At 53.3% G+C, this 18,351-nt stretch carries 13 protein-coding genes and 1 pseudogene; 1 reads left to right on the forward strand and 13 read right to left on the reverse strand.

All coding sequences use genetic code 11. From position 1 onward, the window contains the following. Window positions 1–139 precede the first annotated feature (139 nt). From EZ315_RS05530 to EZ315_RS05545, 4 genes and pseudogenes are all read right to left on the reverse strand, one after another. Window positions 140–2,158 carry a hypothetical protein gene (locus tag EZ315_RS05530; protein ID WP_242452514.1) on the reverse strand — a complete coding sequence of 673 codons (2,019 nt, stop codon included), beginning with the start codon at window positions 2,156–2,158 and terminating at the stop codon, window positions 140–142. A gap of 485 nt (window positions 2,159–2,643) precedes the next feature. Beyond that, window positions 2,644–3,681 (reverse strand): annotated as a pseudogene (recA, locus tag EZ315_RS05535) (recombinase RecA); the annotation flags it as partial. Window positions 3,682–3,993: 312 nt separating this feature from the next. After that, window positions 3,994–4,758, reverse strand: a complete 765-nt coding sequence (locus EZ315_RS05540; protein ID WP_135471199.1) for a glycosyltransferase family 2 protein — start codon at window positions 4,756–4,758, stop codon at window positions 3,994–3,996. Between the two features lie 408 nt (window positions 4,759–5,166). Then, a complete protein-coding gene (locus EZ315_RS05545) occupies window positions 5,167–6,396 on the reverse strand; it encodes a M16 family metallopeptidase (protein WP_170957478.1) in 1,230 nt (409 codons plus the stop codon). A 159-nt stretch (window positions 6,397–6,555) separates the two neighbouring features. Here EZ315_RS05545 and EZ315_RS05550 point away from each other — a divergent pair, with 159 nt between their 5' ends. Continuing rightward, the gene (locus tag EZ315_RS05550) at window positions 6,556–6,729 is read left to right on the forward strand and encodes a histone H1 (protein WP_135471201.1); all 174 of its coding nucleotides are present in this window, start codon (window positions 6,556–6,558) and stop codon (window positions 6,727–6,729) included. A gap of 118 nt (window positions 6,730–6,847) precedes the next feature. Here the strand turns inward: EZ315_RS05550 and EZ315_RS05555 are convergent, their stop codons facing one another. The 9 genes from EZ315_RS05555 to ettA all read right to left on the reverse strand — a co-directional run bounded on the left by EZ315_RS05555 (window position 6,848) and on the right by ettA (window position 18,275). Beyond that, window positions 6,848–8,689, reverse strand: a complete 1,842-nt coding sequence (locus EZ315_RS05555; RefSeq protein WP_135471202.1) for a hypothetical protein — start codon at window positions 8,687–8,689, stop codon at window positions 6,848–6,850. Next, window positions 8,686–11,124: a hypothetical protein gene (locus EZ315_RS05560; protein ID WP_135471203.1), complete on the reverse strand. Its 2,439-nt coding sequence runs from the start codon at window positions 11,122–11,124 to the stop codon at window positions 8,686–8,688. The genes EZ315_RS05555 and EZ315_RS05560 overlap by 4 nt, the downstream gene beginning before the upstream one ends. Before the next feature lie 178 nt (window positions 11,125–11,302). Then, window positions 11,303–12,238 carry a malate dehydrogenase gene (locus tag EZ315_RS05565; protein WP_135471204.1) on the reverse strand — a complete coding sequence of 312 codons (936 nt, stop codon included), beginning with the start codon at window positions 12,236–12,238 and terminating at the stop codon, window positions 11,303–11,305. Between the two features lie 292 nt (window positions 12,239–12,530). Beyond that, complete coding sequence (locus EZ315_RS05570) at window positions 12,531–13,730, reverse strand: ABC transporter permease (protein WP_135471205.1); 1,200 nt, start codon at window positions 13,728–13,730, stop codon at window positions 12,531–12,533. 56 nt (window positions 13,731–13,786) lie between these two features. After that, on the reverse strand, window positions 13,787–13,927 hold the full coding sequence (locus EZ315_RS16900; protein WP_317129910.1) for a hypothetical protein: 141 nt from the start codon (window positions 13,925–13,927) through the stop codon (window positions 13,787–13,789). 49 nt (window positions 13,928–13,976) lie between these two features. After that, complete coding sequence (locus EZ315_RS16905; protein WP_317129897.1) at window positions 13,977–14,195, reverse strand: GxxExxY protein; 219 nt, start codon at window positions 14,193–14,195, stop codon at window positions 13,977–13,979. 132 nt (window positions 14,196–14,327) lie between these two features. Next, a complete protein-coding gene (locus EZ315_RS05580) occupies window positions 14,328–14,993 on the reverse strand; it encodes an ATP-binding cassette domain-containing protein (RefSeq protein WP_302574508.1) in 666 nt (221 codons plus the stop codon). A 103-nt stretch (window positions 14,994–15,096) separates the two neighbouring features. Beyond that, on the reverse strand, window positions 15,097–16,509 hold the full coding sequence (locus EZ315_RS05585; protein ID WP_135471206.1) for a hypothetical protein: 1,413 nt from the start codon (window positions 16,507–16,509) through the stop codon (window positions 15,097–15,099). Between the two features lie 80 nt (window positions 16,510–16,589). Beyond that, window positions 16,590–18,275, reverse strand: coding sequence for an energy-dependent translational throttle protein EttA (gene ettA / locus EZ315_RS05590; protein WP_135471207.1), 1,686 nt, complete (start codon window positions 18,273–18,275; stop codon window positions 16,590–16,592). Window positions 18,276–18,351 lie beyond the last annotated feature (76 nt).

Below are 18,351 nucleotides of genomic sequence, written 5' to 3' on the forward strand. Positions count from 1 at the left end.
GACGATTTCTGGATGAGTGATGAAAGCCCGTCCGCATCGCGCTTGTTACGGCTGGCGGATGGGCTTGTCTCAGATAGCCCGGAGGGTTGTGACTCCTGTTTTCCGGGAGGGTAGTTAATGTGTTTTACCCTGTTGTGTATTAGATTATATTTATAGTGTAGATTTTTTTCACACCTCGGTTGTCGAAAGTCACCGTGGCTTTGCCGTCGACAGGCTGGCTGATATTGATTTTCACTTTCCTGTCGTCGGACGATGCGGTCACTTTGGGGGTGGGGTTTCTGTTCCCTTCAAGCTTGTAGTCGACATCGTATCTGTCATATCCTGTGTATCCGTTTTCGGCTGTCATTCTCGTGGGAGTGGCGGGAAGTTCTACCCTGTTGCCGTTCACGCTGATCGTTACCTCAGGCACTTTCGGACATTCGAGGTGTTTCCCTCTCTTGCTGAATCCTAAGCCTTTGAGCATGCACAGAGGCTTGCCGTTCTCCCCTTCGGCCACAAGATATATGGCGTGTTTGCCTTTGAGTCCGTCCACAGCTACGGATACGTCGGCTGTGAGGCGTATCACCTCTTCGCCCTTTGCCCGCTTGCCGCTTTCCGGAACGGTGATCTCTCCGATCTTCTTCCCTTTCCATGTGGAGTTGTCGTAAGGACCGTCAAGCATCACTGCCACCTTGAACGATTGGTCGGTGATAGGTGTGAGGAAGATGTTGATATGTGTCTTGTCCCCCTTCTTTGTGCCCTGGAATGCCGGCACACCCTTGGTGCCTTTGTCCAGACCTCCGAAGCCGAAGTACTTGAAGCCGACGATATCGTTGCCTTTCATCCTTACAGGCATGTCGTTGTCCCAGATGTCCCATGAATCCTGCTGCGCTCCTATGTCGGAGAGGTAGCATGCATAGCCTGCGGAATAATATCTGAATGGGTCGAGACCATAGATCTGAAACCCTTCCGAGGTCACTTCGGCTCCGGTGTACTCGTTGCCGTCGGATGTGCGGGCTGTCCATATGCCGTCGGGAGCGTAGGGGTCATAGCCGCGTATCACCACTTTGCCTCCCTGTGCCACAGGAGTCTCGTCCCATTGGATGGTGACAGGTGCCACCATAGCCTGGCGGGCGAAACCGAATCCGCGTGGGGGACGGTGATAGAACACATACCATTGTCCGTTGATGTCCTGTAGGCTTCCGTGTGTGTTGTGTGCCGCATTGGTGCAGGCGAGATGTGTGCCGTCGGCATTCGGGACGATGCCGCGGGAGTCAACGAGCACTCCTCCGCTGCGCCATGGGCCGAGAGGGGTGTCACCGAATGCGTAACGCAGGGTGGAATTGGTATTGCCCAGTCCGTATTCGCGTCCTGAGTATCCCGAGAATATCATCACATATTTGTTGCCGACCTTGCGTATGGAGGATGCTTCGAAGAATCCGAAGTCCTTCGGGTCCTGCTCCTTGTAGAGTGCCGGATATTGTGTGCCCTCGGGGTCGCGCACCTTGCCGTCAGGGGTGCACGCAGGGATGAAGTAGGGCATCGTCTCTGTGCCCGGTCTTACGGAGTACATTGTGGCGGGGTCAAGTTCGGCGGCGAGCGAACGCTGGAATCCCCAGAATCCGTAAGCGCGGAAACCTGTACCGTAGTCCGGATCGGAGGGGTCGGTGATTATGTCAACATAGATCGACGGATCGAAACCGAGCACACTGCCCGCAACGGTGTGAGAGCCGTCCTCCGAAAGATTCACCGGGGTGAAGGGGCCGTCGGGGCGGGTGCCTTTGCACACCATCGCCTCGCGTCTCGGTCCGCGGCTGTGTGGGTATAGATAATATATCTTCGAGCCGTCTTTCTGCGGTACTTCCACGAGATCGGGGGCGTACATTATGTCCCATTTTCCGTTATGGGAATAGGTGAATATCGCACCTTCATCGCGCCAGTCGGTGAGATCCTCTACCGGTGCTGACCACATGCGTATGTCGGAGCCGCAGTAGCGGTCCACGCTTGTGTCGTGCGATCCGATGATGTATGCCCTGTATTTTCCCGGGCGGTCGGGGTCCTCGAACACTCTGGGCTCTCCGTCGGGGAGATGTTCCCACAGCGGCAGGTAGGGGTTGCCGAACGACTGGAGCATCAGTGCGGCTCCTGTGCATAGGAGTGATAGAACGGTCTTTTTCATGTGATAATTATGGTGTGGATTTATTTTGTCGGAGTGGAGATGGGAATGGTGTTTTACCCATGCCGTTTCGGAATGTAAAGTTAGTCAAAAGCCGTGGTTGTCATGCTTTTTGCATGTAACGTGATGTGGGCTTTTTTGTGTTCGGTTGTGCGATTTTGTCGCAAAAAGATACAATAATGTATCATCCCGCATGTTTGATGGTGCCGGGAGGCGTTTAGGCATAAAAATGCGACACTGGCAGGCCCTGTTGTCGGGGCCGGTCGGTGTCGCCTGGGCGGGGTGCTGTCAGATGTGTGTCAGATGTCCTCCTCTATGGAGAAATCATCGGGCAGATCAAGATCGTCAGTGCCGGGGAGAGTGCCGTCGGCTATATCGGCGATGTCGGCTATCTCCTCAGCCTCCTCAGCCTTGGATCCTTTTGCCGATGACTTCTTCTGGTCCTTTTCGGATGATGATTTCTTGGCGGGCTTGCTGGTGGCGGCGTTGCGCAGAGCCTCGTTGATCTTCTCCTCAAGCTCGGAGGCGAGTTCGGGGTTGTCCATTATCATGCGTTTTGCCTGGTCCCTGCCCTGGGCTATCTTGGAGCCGTTGTAGCTGAACCATGAACCGCTCTTCTGTATGATGCCGTACTCCACACCGAGGTCGATTATCTCGCCGCTGCGGGATATTCCCTCTCCGAACATGATGTCAAACTCGGCACGCTTGAAGGGGGGAGCCACCTTGTTCTTCACCACCTTTACCTTGGTGAGCTTTCCGAGGATGTCGTCGCCGTCCTTGATGGATGTGGAGGGGCGGATGTCGATGCGCACGGATGCATAGAATTTCAGCGCGTTGCCACCTGTGGTGGTTTCCGAGGGTCCGAACATCACGCCTATCTTCTCGCGGAGCTGGTTGATGAAGATGCAGCAGGTGTTGGTGCGCGATATGGTGGCAGTGAGTTTGCGCATCGCCTGCGACATGAGGCGAGCCTGCACTCCCACGTTCTTGTCGCCCATATCGCCGTCGATTTCGCTCTTGGGGGTGAGGGCGGCCACCGAGTCGACTACAAGGATGTCGATGGCTGAAGAGCGTATGAGCTGTTCGGCGATCTCAAGTGCCTGTTCGCCGTTGTCGGGCTGGGCCATGAGCAGGTTGTTGACGTCGACACCGAGTTTCTCGGCGTAGAAACGGTCGAAAGCGTGTTCCGCATCGATTATCGCCGCTATGCCTCCGGCTTTCTGAGCCTCGGCTATGGCGTGGATGGCGAGGGTGGTCTTTCCCGATGACTCCGGGCCGTATATCTCGATGATTCTGCCGCGGGGGTAGCCTCCTACGCCGAGGGCGTAGTTGAGTCCTATCGAGCCTGAGGGTATCACTTCCACATCCTCGATCTGCTCGTCACCGAGTTTCATTATGGCACCGCGGCCAAAGTTCTTTTCGATGTTTCCCATCGCTTGGGCAAGGGCGTTGAGCTTTGCCTTTACAGGATCGGTCTCTTTCTCCTTGTCCTTTGCCCCTTTTACGGTGGTCTCTTTCTTTGCCATTATATTTCGTGTTATTATGATTATGCTTCTTATGATATCTGATTACAGTGCAAAGATAATGCCGCAGGGCGGCAAAGAGATTGCACATCGGTGTTAAAAATGCTTAAGCCCGGATGGGGCTGAAAAATTTCGGAAAAATTTTCATATGCCGTGAACCATTCTTGCGGAGATGCGTTTTAACAGTACATAGCAAAATTACTTTTTCCATTGCAAGAAATGTGATAATGATTGGTTTATTATCTAAGCGGGAGGACGATGTGATATCATCTTCCCGTTTGGTCTATATATATACCGGGATTCTTGTCAGGACATTTATTGTCCCCGTTCCCTTTTGAGCTTCTGGGCCGCGCGGTAAGCGAGATATTCGCTCACATACGATTCGCGTGCTATCTCCCTTCCGATTTTCCCTTCAAGGATGCCTCCGTGGTTGATGAATATGTCCCAGAATGCCTTTAGCCCATGAGCCACAGGCGACAGCAACGGTATCTCATCGGGGGCTGCGGCAAGCACTCTCGCTTTGATTCCGGCGTGGTTGCGCACTACTTTCCTGTACTGTTCCGGCGTGTCGCAGCGGTAATGCAGTATGTCGCCGTCAAGCAGCTCGGGGCGCACGGAGTCGCGGAATATCACCTTTTCGGCTACGTCGCGAAGGTTCCATGTGGCATAACGCTTGTCAAAGAGGCGTATCTGACAGTCGGGATACCATCCGCAGTGCTTCACAGGGTATCCGCAATAGAAGTTCAGGCGGGATATGCTGTATACCCTGTGCTCGAACCCTTTTTCCTTGAGAGCGAGTATGCTTTCGCGCAGGGCCGGCGACAGCACTTCGTCGGCATCAATCGAAAGGACATGCTGATGGGAGGTGAGCGATGTGGCGTACTGACGTTGTGCGCCGAATCCGTCAAACTGGCGCATGGTGACACGGCATCCGTATTGCCGGCATATCTCGACCGTGCGGTCGGTCGAGCCTGAATCGACCACAATAATCTCCTCGGCGATGTCTCGCAATGATTCAAGGCACGCCGCTATGCGGTGCTCTTCGTTGAGGGCTAAGATTGTGGCGGATATTTTTTCCATTTTTAGGGGTTCTCTTGGAGGTTACAAATATAGTGCTTTTTGTTTTCAGCGACAATTATTTGTTAAAGAAATTGGGGCGGTGAGCGGACGTTGTGATTGGCAAAAGTATGCTCAGATGGCTTGTGGAGGGTCTGAAATATGGATAAATGTGATGATTTTCGCTTTAATTAACAGATTTTAACTTAAACTCATGTGGCAGGGATACGATAAAATATCTACCTTTGTGCTACAATTACATTAAGTACTTAAATTACCGTCAGTCGCATATAGCTACTATCATTAAGTTTAAAGTCAACAAAAAGTTAGGTTAAAGCATGTGGGCAGCTGTGAAGCTCCCCACATTTTTTTTATGCCCGTATTTCAGGCTTGAGATTGTATGGTAACCGGTATTTTATTATTCACTATGAACTATTGAGGCAGATATATGAGTGTGCATGCGTGTGACGGATTGATTATTGATTCCGTGGCCGATGCCACATCGGCAGTAGTCACCGAGCGGTAGGCTGCCACGCGGCTGTTGATGTCCTCGCCGTGCATTTCCGATAGGGCAAGCTCCTGGGCGCGTGTGAGATATGACAGCATTGAGAACTGATGGTTGCTCTCGTAGCGGTTGACGGCGCGGGTGAGTTCGCGGTCGGTTATGCCGGTGCATTCCGAGGCTACCGTAGTGAGGATTGTGCGTGCTCGCTCCACCGACTTCTGTGACGCATCGGACAGGCGCGCACGCAGCATTAGGAACCCCGGTTCCTCGCTTCCGGCTATCGAGGCGTCCACCTCTGTGAACAGAGGGTCAGCCATAAGAAGCTGCCTGTAGTAGCGTGACGAGCGTCCCGAGGCAAGGATGTCGGTGAGGATATCGGCCTCGATATAACCACGCTCGCCGTAGGCTGCCATAGGATAGGCTATCACTATCAATGGCTGTGGCACGGCACCTGTGACGGTGCACTCCCTCGGGCTGTCCGAAATGGTTTCGGGCTGATAGAGGCGCGGTGATATGTCACGGCGCGGTATTGCTCCATACCATCGTTCCACAGCCTCGCGCGCCCGCTCCAATGTCACGTTGCCGCTTATGGCAAGCACAGCATTGTTGGGTGCGTAGTGGGTGTAGAAGAAGTGTTTCACATCCTCCATCGTCACACGTTCTATGTGGCTTATCTCTTTCCCTATTGTGGGGTAGCGGTAAGGATGGGTGGTGTAGAGGAGTGAGCGCAGGCGGTGTGCCACATCGCCGTAGGGACGGTTCAGGTGGGTCTGCTTGAATTCTTCGATCACCACCGAGCGTTGCACCTCAAGTGAAGCGGGCGAGAAGGAGAGCCCGAGCATACGGTCGCTTTCAAGCCATAGAAGCGTCTCGAAGTTGGCAGCCGGGGCAACGTCGTAGAAATTGGTGAAATCGTTGGAGGTCCAGGCGTTGTTGGTGCCTCCGGCACGTTCGATTTCGGCATCGAAATCCGGTATGTTGACTGATCCGCCAAACATCAGGTGCTCGAAGAGGTGTGCGAGGCCTGTGAGTTCCGGAGATTCATCCCGAGAGCCGACATTGTATAGTGTATTGACTGCCACCATGGCTGTTGACGGATCATAGTTGTGTATGACCCTCAGTCCGTTAGGCAGTGAGAATGTGGAGTATTCTATCATAAATCTGGCATTAGCAGGGTCAAAGTTACGGTTTTTTGCCGAAAAATAATGTAAATAAGAGATTATGAGTACAAAAAAGGAGAAAAACATTTGGAATGTGGGGCAAAAGTGTGTAAATTTGCAAAAATCATCACATTATATTTTAATCCTCACTTAGACATGAAAACTCTCGTAGAACAGATCAATGCCGGTTTCGAAGCGTTTGCCAAGGATGCAGCCGCTCAGGTAGAATCAGGTAACAAGGCAGCCGGAGCACGTGCACGCAAGGTGTCTCTGGAACTTGAGAAGCTCCTCAAGGAATTCCGCAAAAATTCTATTGCCGCTGCAAAATAATTGCGACATCATAGGATTTGAGTGCTTCCCGGGAAGCCTCCATCAACGAGAAACAATCAGAAAACTTTAGTGTTTTCCGGTTGTTTCTCGTTGTTTTTTGTCATCAGGGCGGAGCCGTCTATTGGCTCATGAGGGCTATGAGGTCGGAATCGGAGAGGTCCGGACAGGCAGCGTGGGCTTCGGTGGCGTGTACCCAAAGGGCTATGGCGCGTGACATGAGGATATCGTCGTGACATCCCCGCCGGGCGGCATAACTGCCGTTGGAGAGAGCCTCGTATTGTAGCAGCTCGTCGCAGGCACCGTTGTCGTGTTCGATGTATCCCCCTTCCCTCACAAGGCGTATCAGGTGGGCTATCAGCGAGGCTTTGGTGCTTACGTTGGTATGGAATCCCGGAAGATTGTTGGCGCGGAAGTACATGTTGGGGTACTCGTCGGCAAGAGTGCGCAGTATGTATTGTCCGCTCCCTTCCGAGGAGGTCTCCCATGTGTTGCTCTCCACCACGAGCAGGGCTGTGTTGTACCATTTTGCCATGGCGGCTGCAATCCATGCCAGGAGATCGTGATCGATATGCCCCCTCCATTGGGCCGCCACCTCGGGCGGGGAGCCGCTGTCGGAGTGCCGGTCGAGAACTGTGATCACCGAATAGTCGGCATTGTGGGACCTGCCTCCTATATCGAGGCTGGCTATGTAGCTCGCGCCCTGTCGTGGCGGCACCCATATCGAGGCTTTGCCTTGTGGCGAGGGTGTGAAGTGCGGTTCGGAGATGTCGGATGGTATGCCTGTGCGCGAGCCTGCCACTTCGCCGGTCAGCGGGGTGAGCGAACAGCCTGTGTCGCGCAGGCGTTTCACATCGTCGGCTGAGAACACATTGGTCTCGGTGGATGTGAACGCCTCTTCGGCAGTCGACGGGAACTCCGCCATCATGGAGCGTCGGTCAAGATATTCCGACGCCTTTCTCCGGTACCATTTTATTGCCTCAAGGGTGCATCCGTGATGCTCCCACAGCCCGCGTTCGTAGTCATTGAGCCCGGCATAGAACTTGTCAGGATCATCTACCGGCGAGGCGTACATGTCGATCTCATACCATGGCACGAAGAATGGAGCCTTGTCGCTCTTCCCCTCTGTGGCGCGCAGCCATTCGCGGTGGAAGAAGTTGCCCACTCCGTTGGCGGTGCTTTCGAGCACCACGCAGGTCATCGGCTTCATGGCTATACCGGACGACACCGAGCGTATCAGGTCGAGCGGATTGTGCTGGAGGGAGTCGCGCCAGAATGCCACCTCGCTCAGATGGGCCATCGAGCAGTCCATGCCGCGCGTCGACTCCTGGTTCTCGCTGGAACACACTGTGACACGGCATCCTCGCCCGGGGATATAGCGCGTGTTGCCCATGCGCTCGAACGGACGGAACTCAGGCTCGCACTCCTCCGTCCAGTATTCGGCAGGATAGTGCGACAGTATATGGCTGTACATGCCGCGTATGGTGCTTGATGTGTCCTTGACGTGGGCGCATATCAGCGAATGCCAGTTGCGCTGGTGTATGATCTGTATCCATGCGAAATACACCTGTATGAGCGTTGAGCCTCCCCATTGCCTGGCTTTTACCATGATGAGCCTTATGGGCATTCCGGCTGTGCGTTGCCCTTCGATGAGCGACAGCAGGCGTCGCTGCGGGCGGTTGAGTATGAACGGTATCGGGAGCTTGCTCTCCTTGTCGGTGATCTTTACGCATGTAGCCGCCCAGAATTCAAAATCGTGGCGGAAGCGCAGCATATTGAATTCGATTGTGGAGAGCGATGGGGTGTAGGCGGGATCGCGGAGCATGCTTTCGGGGATATGGAGTGTGTGTATGCCGCGTGTCACCTGTTTCCGGCATGGGTCGTCGGGATTGCCTGTCAGTGGATCGTAACGCATTCTGCGTATGGTTTCGTGGCGTGAGCGGTTGATTGATTCTATTGTCATGATGGCGTGTGTCTGATCCTTATGGTGTGAGGTGATTCCGAGTTGATGTCGATGTCGAGGGTGAGATGATGGGAGTGCGGTATGCGGAGTGATCCGGTCAGCGGATGGCGCAGGGAGCCTCCGTTGATGGTGAGTGTCAGCAGGTGTGGCAAAGTGGCTGCTGACACTGGGGTGTCGGGCCTGTGATGGGATGCCGATAGCGATATGGTGCCCCGCATGCTTTCTCCGTATATGGGCAGATATAGCATTGCATGAGAGCCTGGGGCAAAGGTGTGCGGGAGGGTCACCGTGTATCTGGCGCGGCATACCGATGGCTCATCCTCCTTGGCAGTGTCAAGTAGCTCACCCTCGGAGGTGACGAGTATGAGCGACTGTAGTGAGGATAGCAGGGAGGACGCTCCTGATGATGAGCGTGTGTAGAGTGTTTTGCCGTCAAGGGTTGTGACAAGTGTCGGTTCATCTCCGTATGGCACTATCCATAGTTCTCCGCGGGAGTCGTCCCATCCGAGCATACCGGAGGGGCACTCTTCGAGTATGGTCGAGGACTGGCGGGAGCCTGTTATGGCGATCAGCCTGTCGCCTGTTATCGCCGCTATGCCTCCGGGTATGGGTGTGGCGGCACGGTGATCGGTGATCCCTCTGCTGTCGAGGAGGTTCATGTTGATGCGCGTGCGCCGGTCGGTGAGTGTCATGGATGATATGCCGCCGGTGCCGAGAGTGTAGAAGCGTGCTGCCGGCACTGTGAATGAGCTGCTGTGGCGCATCGATGGGAGCAGGCTGTGTATCACCGAGGCATCCCCCGCACTTACCGCAGTCGGTGTGAGAGGTGACGATTCTGTGGTGATGGCTATCCCTGAGGGATAGCGACGGAGACTGGGCGAAGAGGGCGGACTGACGAATCCTTCGGTGTCGTCGGTGAATGTCACCGGGGCAAGTGTCGGCGAAAGGTAGTAGGCCCATCTGCCGCACGGCGATGGCGTTAGTGGCAGCGTCACGGAGCGTCTGCCGGCTATGAGGGTGATGAGGCGTGCGTCGGGGTTGGGATACACCAAGAGAGGTGAGAGTGATGTGACTGATTGCTTGTGTACTACCGTCTGGCTCACCACTGTGGAGCCGTCCTGCATGGTCACTTGCACGGCAGTCGGTGTCGAGCTCTCCGAGGCGATGACTTTGGCCGACATTTCGGGGAGTGTGTAGCCGTCAAACGGTATTGCCGTGAGGTTGCCCCATGCGATGAGGTCACCGCTGCGGGCTGTGCACCCGGCGGTGAATGTGTTGGGCGGACTGAGGCGTACCCTCATTATGCTGTCGGGGGTAGGTGGTGTCGAGGGAATGGATATGATGGATTGCAGGCGCGCCATCTCTTCGGACGTGTCATCTTCCGCCGGAGAGCTGCGCAGGGTGGTGTCGGCATTGTCGATTATGGATGTGATGCAGCGGGTGAGCCTGCTCGACGAGGATCCTGGATCATCCAGGGGGTTGACCCCGGGCAGTGTATGGGTGAATGTGAGCTGTGTGGTGGAGCTTCCGGTACGTGTGAATGTTCCTGGAAGTCCGGTGACAAGCGGATGCAGCTGGGGCGATACGAGCACCTCCACAGAACGTACCCTTGACAGCCATTCTGCATCGGGGGTGCGTGAATAGGTGATCCCCACTGTGTAGCCTGTGGCTGTGAGCCGTGCTCCTGACATTTGCCGGAATCCTTCGCCTGTGAGAAGTATGGAGGCGTGGGTGGCTTGCAGGCCGCTTTCGGGCGATATGAGCACAGGTGCGGAGGTGTATATCACATCTCCTCCGTCACCGATGAGACGGTAGCGTGCCACTACAGGTTGAATGTAGCGGCGTTGCAGCCGGGCGAGGTCACAGAGCCTGAGATAAGCATCGCGCATACCCTTGTCGAGAGTGGTGCGGTCGGCATCGCAAAGGGTGCGGGAAGATGTGTCGTAGGAGCCTTTGAGCGTCACGGCAGGGATGTCGGCTGACACTGCGGTCATATCCTGCCTGGTGAGAGTGATGACGGTGCCGTTGAGGTGGCCTGCGGGAACGAGGGTGTCAAGAGGTATCAGCAATGGGGTGCCGCGGTGGCGCATCACTATGAGCGATCCGGCTGTGCGCGTCACTGTGGCTGGGGCTTCGTCAAGGCGGATAATGCTCTTTATCTCAGTGTCTGTGACAGCTTTGAGGTGACCATGATGATACATTATGATGCATCGTGTCCCGTCGTCGAGGGTGATCAGTCCCCCTTTCACAGGTTCTGCTCCGGGCAGGGAGGATATGGTGGCGGGGCGGCTGACCCCCATGAGACCGCCTGTAGGGTCAGGGCGCAGATTGTGACAGCGCAGCACCCGGCTGCGGTCATGCAGGGTGGATGAGAGTGGAAAAGGGATGACGGCACGGCTACCCTTTGGGCATGTGGGGTGACAGGAAGGAAACATAAGGCTGCAATTTTGTGATGGAGCCACAAAATTACAGCCTCGCAACGCCCGGGATGGTGCGGTAATGTCGCTCCGGGTGTTCGGCGGGATATAATATGAGAAAAGGGTTAAAGACCTGGAGCCTTTAACCCTTGAATATGTTTATGCGATGTCGGTTATGACCTATGCATACCGGAGCTTAGCAGCATCCTTCGAGAGCCGCGTTGGTCTTGTGTACAGCCTCTGCGCTCTTGTGGAAGAGAGCCTTCTCCTCCTCGTTGAGTTCGAACTCGACGATTCTCTCGATACCGTTCTTGCCGATGATGGCGGGAACACCGATGCAGAGGTCGCTTTCGCCGTACTCACCCTCAAGAAGAGCGGAGCATGAGATGAGCTTCTGCTCGTTGTGGAGCACAGCCTGTACCATTTGGGCTCCTGCCGCACCTGGAGCGTACCATGCAGAGGTGCCGAGAAGCTTGGTGAGGGTAGCACCGCCCACCATAGTGTCGGCAGCAACTTTCTCAAGTGTGGCAGCGTCAAGGTAGTTGGAGGCGGGCACGCCACGGTAAGCCGCATAGCGCACAAGAGGAATCATTGTGGTGTCGCCGTGACCGCCGATAACGATACCCTCAACCTCGGTACGGTTAGCTCCGAGAGCGTTGGCGAGGAAATATTTGAAACGTGCGCTGTCGAGTGCGCCGCCCATGCCGATGATACGGTTCTTGGGGAGACCGCTGATCTTGTGGATCAGATAGGTCATAGTGTCCATAGGGTTGGAGATGCAGATGATCACTGCATTGGGAGAGTGCTTGAGCAGCTGCTCGGTCACGCTCTTCACGATGCCGGCATTAACACCGATAAGCTCCTCGCGGGTCATGCCGGGCTTGCGGGGGATGCCTGACGTGATGACTACGACATCGCTCCCTTCGGTGGCGGAGTAGTCGTTGGTCACGCCGGTGAGGCGGGTGTTGAGATTAAGGATGCTGGCGGTCTGCATGATATCCATGGCCTTGCCTTCGGATACACCCTCCTTGATATCGAGGAGGACAACCTCGTCAGCGATGCCGCAAGTTACCAACACATTTGCACAAGTTGCGCCCACGTTGCCGGCGCCCACAACTGTTACCTTTGACATAGTATCTGTTTATTTTGAAACGTTGAGTGATTGGCTGATTTATTTTATCGTTCCGCAAAATTAATGAAAAATTTCCGTAATTAAGAATAAAAGGAGCAGTAAAAATGGTCATATATTCCGAATGGAGAAATTTTCAGACCAAAGGACCAGAGAGCTGTATAGGACAGGAGAACAGGAGAACTTTTTTATAGGACCAAAATATGAACCTGAATATATTAAAACTATAGTCCTTTGGTCCTCTGGTCTAAAAGTTCTCCTGTTCTCCTGTCTTAATATAGTTCTCTGGTCCCGATTACACTCGGAACCCCTTCCGGATATTGCGCGAGATAGCAATGATATTCCCCGCCGTGATGGCAAGAATTATTGCAGTGCCTGTCAGGACCGTAGGCACGCACGATGCACCGCGGGCACCGAGAGCCTCTATCTGTTCCTGCCACATTGACGACGCAGCAAGCATCCCGGCTACGGCCAGCAGCAGAACCGACAGATTGACAGTGGCAACTATAGTCTGGTAATACCTTGCCACCTGTCCCGGGGTATATCCCAGGAGCATAAGGTCGTGTATCTTGGAGCGGTTCTTCTGTAGGAGCAGATATATGCTGAGAAGAAGTATAAAGAACGCAAGTATGCTGATTATGGCACCGATGGCGACCACTACAGTAGTGACCATCGACAGGAAATAAGCGGCTTTGCCACCTGCGGTCTTATCGCCGGCAATTTCGTAATCATGGCTCTCCATATATTTTGTCGCCTCAGGGTCGCCTGCGCGTTTCAGTTTCACTATCAGGCGTGACGGCTCGGTGTTGCGGCCTTCACCGTAAATCCCGTTCGCCCAGGAGAGAAAGTTCTCAGGCACAGCTATAGTGTTGAGCCTTGACGAGAATCCGGCTATGCGGGCGTCCACCCATTGCTGACGTCCGTTGCCGCTGAGGCTCAGACGTAATGGGAGCATACCTATAAGTTCCTCCGATATCTGAGGCATCCCGCGTGAGGCGGCAAACCCGAAATTATAGAGCGTAAGATAATCTTTGGATATGATTACCGGCACCGGGTCATTCGAGCCGGGGCGGTAGTCCCATCCTCGGGGAGATATGTCGAAAAACTTGTCAGGGATAGACTCAAGGAATAGAGCCGTCGACAGGTTGGCACCAGCCATATTCACCTGCGCGCTTATATTGAAATCCGCAGCGGTGAATTCACCCACCTCTTCCGCCCAGGGCTGTGACGAGATCTCTGAGCGTTCATCGGCAGTGAAGGTGGTAGCCGCCTGCCCGCCACCCATAAGTCCGTCAAGCCCCTCCACGCGTTTGGATATTATCATATAGTCGGCAGACACGAACGAATCCTCCGCATCGCTTACCGAAGTGATGTCACGATAGAATTGCAAGGCAGTGAGGACAATCACCAGTCCCGCCAGATTGGCGATAGCGTACCCCGCTATCTGCCCCCCGCTTATATTGCGGCGCAACAGCCGCCTGATCGGATTAGACATAGATTAGATATTATTTGTTTTAATATATTAAAGACAGGAGAACAGTAGGACTTATTTTATTCTTGAACTTGGTTTTTGGAACGATATGACCTGTCAAAAAGACGAGTTTTATGTATTATACGATAATCCTCAGCCCCATAATTTATTAGAAATCCATCATCAATTCTTGTAGCTGTAAGATAGTTTACTAATTGGATATGATGAGATTTATTTAATTAAGATATGGCTTTTAGCTCTATTATCACTTTACCTTCTACTATTATGTCTGCTCTGAAGTCGCCTACATGAATGATATCCTTTGTAATTAACCCGAATAGGTGACTCTTCTTCAATATTAAGCCCATGGGATCGTAATTCGATCGCCAGAGCTTTTTTATATATCGATTCAAGGTAACCTGGTGCAAGTTCTTTTCTTACCTCAAAGGCGCAATCTTTGATAATAGATAGAAGATCGGTGGTATTCATATATAAATGTGTATTTATGGTTTAAAATATGTTTGAAAATTTATGGTTTTGTAGTTACAGAAATAGTTCTCCTGTTCTCCTGTCTGTTCTCCTGTATTTTATTTAGTAATAATTTATTGATAAAGAATCCATCTAAAGGTGCAGTAGTCTGAACTCGTTGAGTGTGAGCTTGTTCCCTACCGAAGTGGCAATTACGGCAGCCGATCGTCTTTCAGCCTCCTCGACTATTAATGCAGCCACCGACTCATTGTTTCTCGCATCGAGATGGCTCACAGGCTCGTCCACAAGCAGGAAATCAAACGGTTGGCACAGAGCCCTGATTATAGCCACCCTCTGTTGCTGGCCCACACTGAGTAGTCCTGCGTTCCATTCCGCCTTATGCCGCAATTCCAGGCGGTCAAGCATCTGCAATATCTCCGCCTCACTGCGGTAGGAGGTAAGACGGTTCTTCACCATGATATTATCCATCACTGACAGCTCAGGAAACAGCCGCATCTCCTGCGGCAGATAAGCCAACGCCTCACGGCGCAGCCGGCACCATTTCTCAATGGAATACCCCTTGACAGGCTCCCCATCCATAAGTATCTCCCCGTCGTAATCAGTGCGTGCCCCATATATAAAAGAGCAGAGCGACGACTTTCCGGTCCCGCTCTCCGCCTCGATTATATAGTTGCCGGGGCGCGTGAACACCAACTCATCACGCATCCACACCTCACTATCGCACACAGGCGACTCCTTCTCGCTCCCGCGGAACACCTGCGGAAGCACCCTCCGCAGAGTAATGTTTTGTATCATCATTATATCATTTAAAGCCCCGAATAATTTCAGACCACAGGACCATAGAGCCATAATCCTATAGCCCTCTGGTCCTTTGGTCAAAAAAACTTATAGCCCTCTGGTCCTAATCCAGCATTATAGAAAGCAGATAGGTCAGTATCGGACCATTGCTTCCCGGAAGCGCGAATTTCGCCTGGCCCTTTCCGCCCGACATTTCGATAGCCAACTCCATGGCAACACCCTCGGGGGCACCGTTAATGTAATCCGACAAAGGATCTGCAATGATATTAAGCGACATTTCCTTGTTGACAAACATCGGTGCAAGCGAATTATTTCGTGTATTGTCAAATCCTATTGTGGATATTCCCAGATAGCCGTCCACATTACCTATGGTTATCTCCTTGCCATACTGGGGTACGGCAATCAGCCCCTCACCCACAGCCTTGGGGGTGATGCCTGCGGTAGCCATCATTGAACTCACAGTAGCCGTGAGCTGATTTATTTTCCTCTGAGGCATATGGACAAGAAGTATGAAATCCCAGTCCGATGGGTCGCCGCTGTCAATCACATTGGGTGTTACCGGGCGTGCAGCTATGAGCAGAGTCCCGTCGATGGACTCAAGGTAAGGAGTTATCACATTCATGAAAGCCTCCGCCTGGAATCCACCGAACAATCTGGCAATAGTCTCGAACGGTGTCCAGTCGAAGTCAGGGGTCAGTCCTGCTCCGAATGTCAGGTTGAACCCTTCCGGCACATAGGCAAGCACCGCAGGATTGATATTCCGCATCCCCTTTGACTTCTCGATCTTTCCGTCCGAAGTCATCCTCTCCCAGTTGAGCACTATCGATTTTCCGTCCGTAGTAGTGTTGATGGCAGCGACATTCCACATTTTTTCCTGTATCGACTGATTGTCCGGTTTCTTGTCCGACTGCTCTAACCAGTTGATCATTGCGGTGTTTGCCAGATTATCGCGATTCAATGCCTGGGCAATACCGTCAAGCTTGCTTATGGGCATCTCCTTGGCGGCATTCAGCACATCTTTCACGCACTGTGTCGCCGTCTTGTTGTGTCTCGACAGTATCCATATCTGAGAGTCGTTTGCCACCAATGGATAGTTCCCGGCATATCCGGTGTGGAATCCGTCATTATCGGCATTCCAGGTTATGGCATCCTCCATCACAAGTTTGAACCGCTCGAAGTCCGAGATGGCAAATGTCATGAAGGCGGTATTGTTTTTGTCGAGCACGAGTGCTATGGTACTGAAGTCGGCAACCCCCTTGGCATCCATCTCAGCCAGATTATTTATCACATCCGGTATGGTAGGGGCTATGTTCTTCTCGATTTCCGGAGATGCTTTTATGCCTTCCTCGGTGAATTTTATGCCCGAAGCCTCGCATAGCGACCGCAGATTCAATGTTGTTACTGTTGTCACATTGGCAGGGATCGTGTCAAGCAGCTCTGCCTTTTTTGAGCATGACGACATCACTCCGAGCATCACGGCAAGGAGTGCGAAGAGAGAAAAGTTTTGTATCTTCATGATTGTAAGTTGGAGGCTGTGCCGTGATGTCATGGATATATGAGATCAAGGGCACAGCCTCATCCGTTAGAGTGATATATTTATTCCATAAGTTTCCTGTAGCGGCGTCTCACCGGCTCCTTGCCTCCGTTGTGGGCTTTCTTGTACTCTTCGTAATCCGAGTAGGAACCCTCGTAGAACACCACATTGCCGTCACCCTCAAACGAGAGTATATGTGTGCATATCCTGTCGAGGAACCATCGGTCGTGGCTCACTACCACTGCACATCCGGCAAAGTCCTCAAGGCCTTCCTCCAGTGCGCGCAGAGTGTTCACGTCGATATCGTTGGTGGGCTCGTCGAGCAGGAGCACATTACCCTCCTCCTTAAGAGCCATGGCAAGGTGCAGACGGTTGCGCTCGCCGCCCGAGAGCACTCCTATCTTCTTCTCCTGGTCGGCTCCTGTGAAATTGAACCTCGACAGATAGGCGCGGGCATTGATGTCCCTGCCGCCCATGCGGAAGCTCTCCACCCCCTGGGATATCACCTCATACACGCTGCGTTCGGGCAGAAGGTCATGGTGGGTCTGGTCGACATAAGCGATCTTCACGGTCTCGCCCACATCGAATGTGCCTGCATCCGGTGTCTCCTGACCCATGATGAGGCGGAACAGAGTGGTCTTGCCTGCTCCGTTGGGACCTATCACACCCACAATGCCGCCCTGAGGGAGCGAGAATGACAGATCCTTGAACAGCTGCTTTTTGCCGAAAGCTTTCGAGAACCCCTGCACATCGATCACCTTTGCTCCAAGGCGCGGACCGTTGGGGATGAATATCTCAAGGCGTTCCTCACGTTCCTTCTGGTCTTCGTTGAGGAGCCTGTCATAGCTGTTGAGTCGGGCCTTGCCCTTTGCCTGGCGGGCCTTCGGAGCCATGCGCACCCATTCAAGCTCTCTTTCGAGTGTCTTGCGGCGTTTGGATGCCTGCTTCTCCTCCTGTGCCATACGCTTGGTCTTCTGGTCGAGCCACGATGAATAGTTACCCTTCCATGGTATGCCCTCGCCGCGGTCAAGCTCAAGAATCCATCCCGCCACATGGTCAAGGAAGTAACGGTCGTGAGTGATGGCTATCACGGTGCCGGGATACTGCTGGAGATGCTGCTCAAGCCAGTCGATGCTCTCCGCGTCAAGGTGGTTGGTAGGCTCGTCGAGAAGAAGGATGTCGGGCTGCTGGAGCAGGAGGCGGCACAAAGCCACACGGCGGCGTTCGCCACCCGAGAGGGTTGATATCTTCTGGTCGTCAGGCGGGCACTGTAGGGCATCCATCGCACGTTCGAGCTTCGAGTCGATGTTCCATGCGTCAGCGGCATCGAGCTTGTCCTGAAGCTCGGCCTGGCGGGCAAGCAGTGCATCCATCTTGTCGGGGTCCTCAAGCACATCCGGGTCTCCGAACGACTCGTTCACCTTGTCAAACTCCGCAATCAGGTCCATGATGGGCTGCACACCCTCGCGCACCACCTCTATCACAGTCTTGTCGGGGTCCAGCTGCGGGTCCTGTTCAAGATACCCCACGGAGTAGCCCGGAGAGAACACTACTTCTCCCTGATAGCTCTTGTCGATACCGGCAATGATCTTGAGCAGAGAGGATTTACCCGAGCCGTTAAGACCGATTATACCTATTTTTGCCCCATAAAAGAATGACAGATAGATATTTTTTAGCACTTGTTTTTGCGGGGGATATATCTTCGACACCCCCACCATAGAAAAAATTACTTTCTTATCGTCAGCCATATTCCGAACTGATGTTTATTTTAAGGTTGATTTATTATTTAAGTCTTTATCTTGATTCCTGATAAAAATATTTTTT

The organism is Duncaniella freteri (genome assembly GCF_004766125.1).
Lineage (GTDB): Bacteria > Bacteroidota > Bacteroidia > Bacteroidales > Muribaculaceae > Duncaniella > Duncaniella freteri.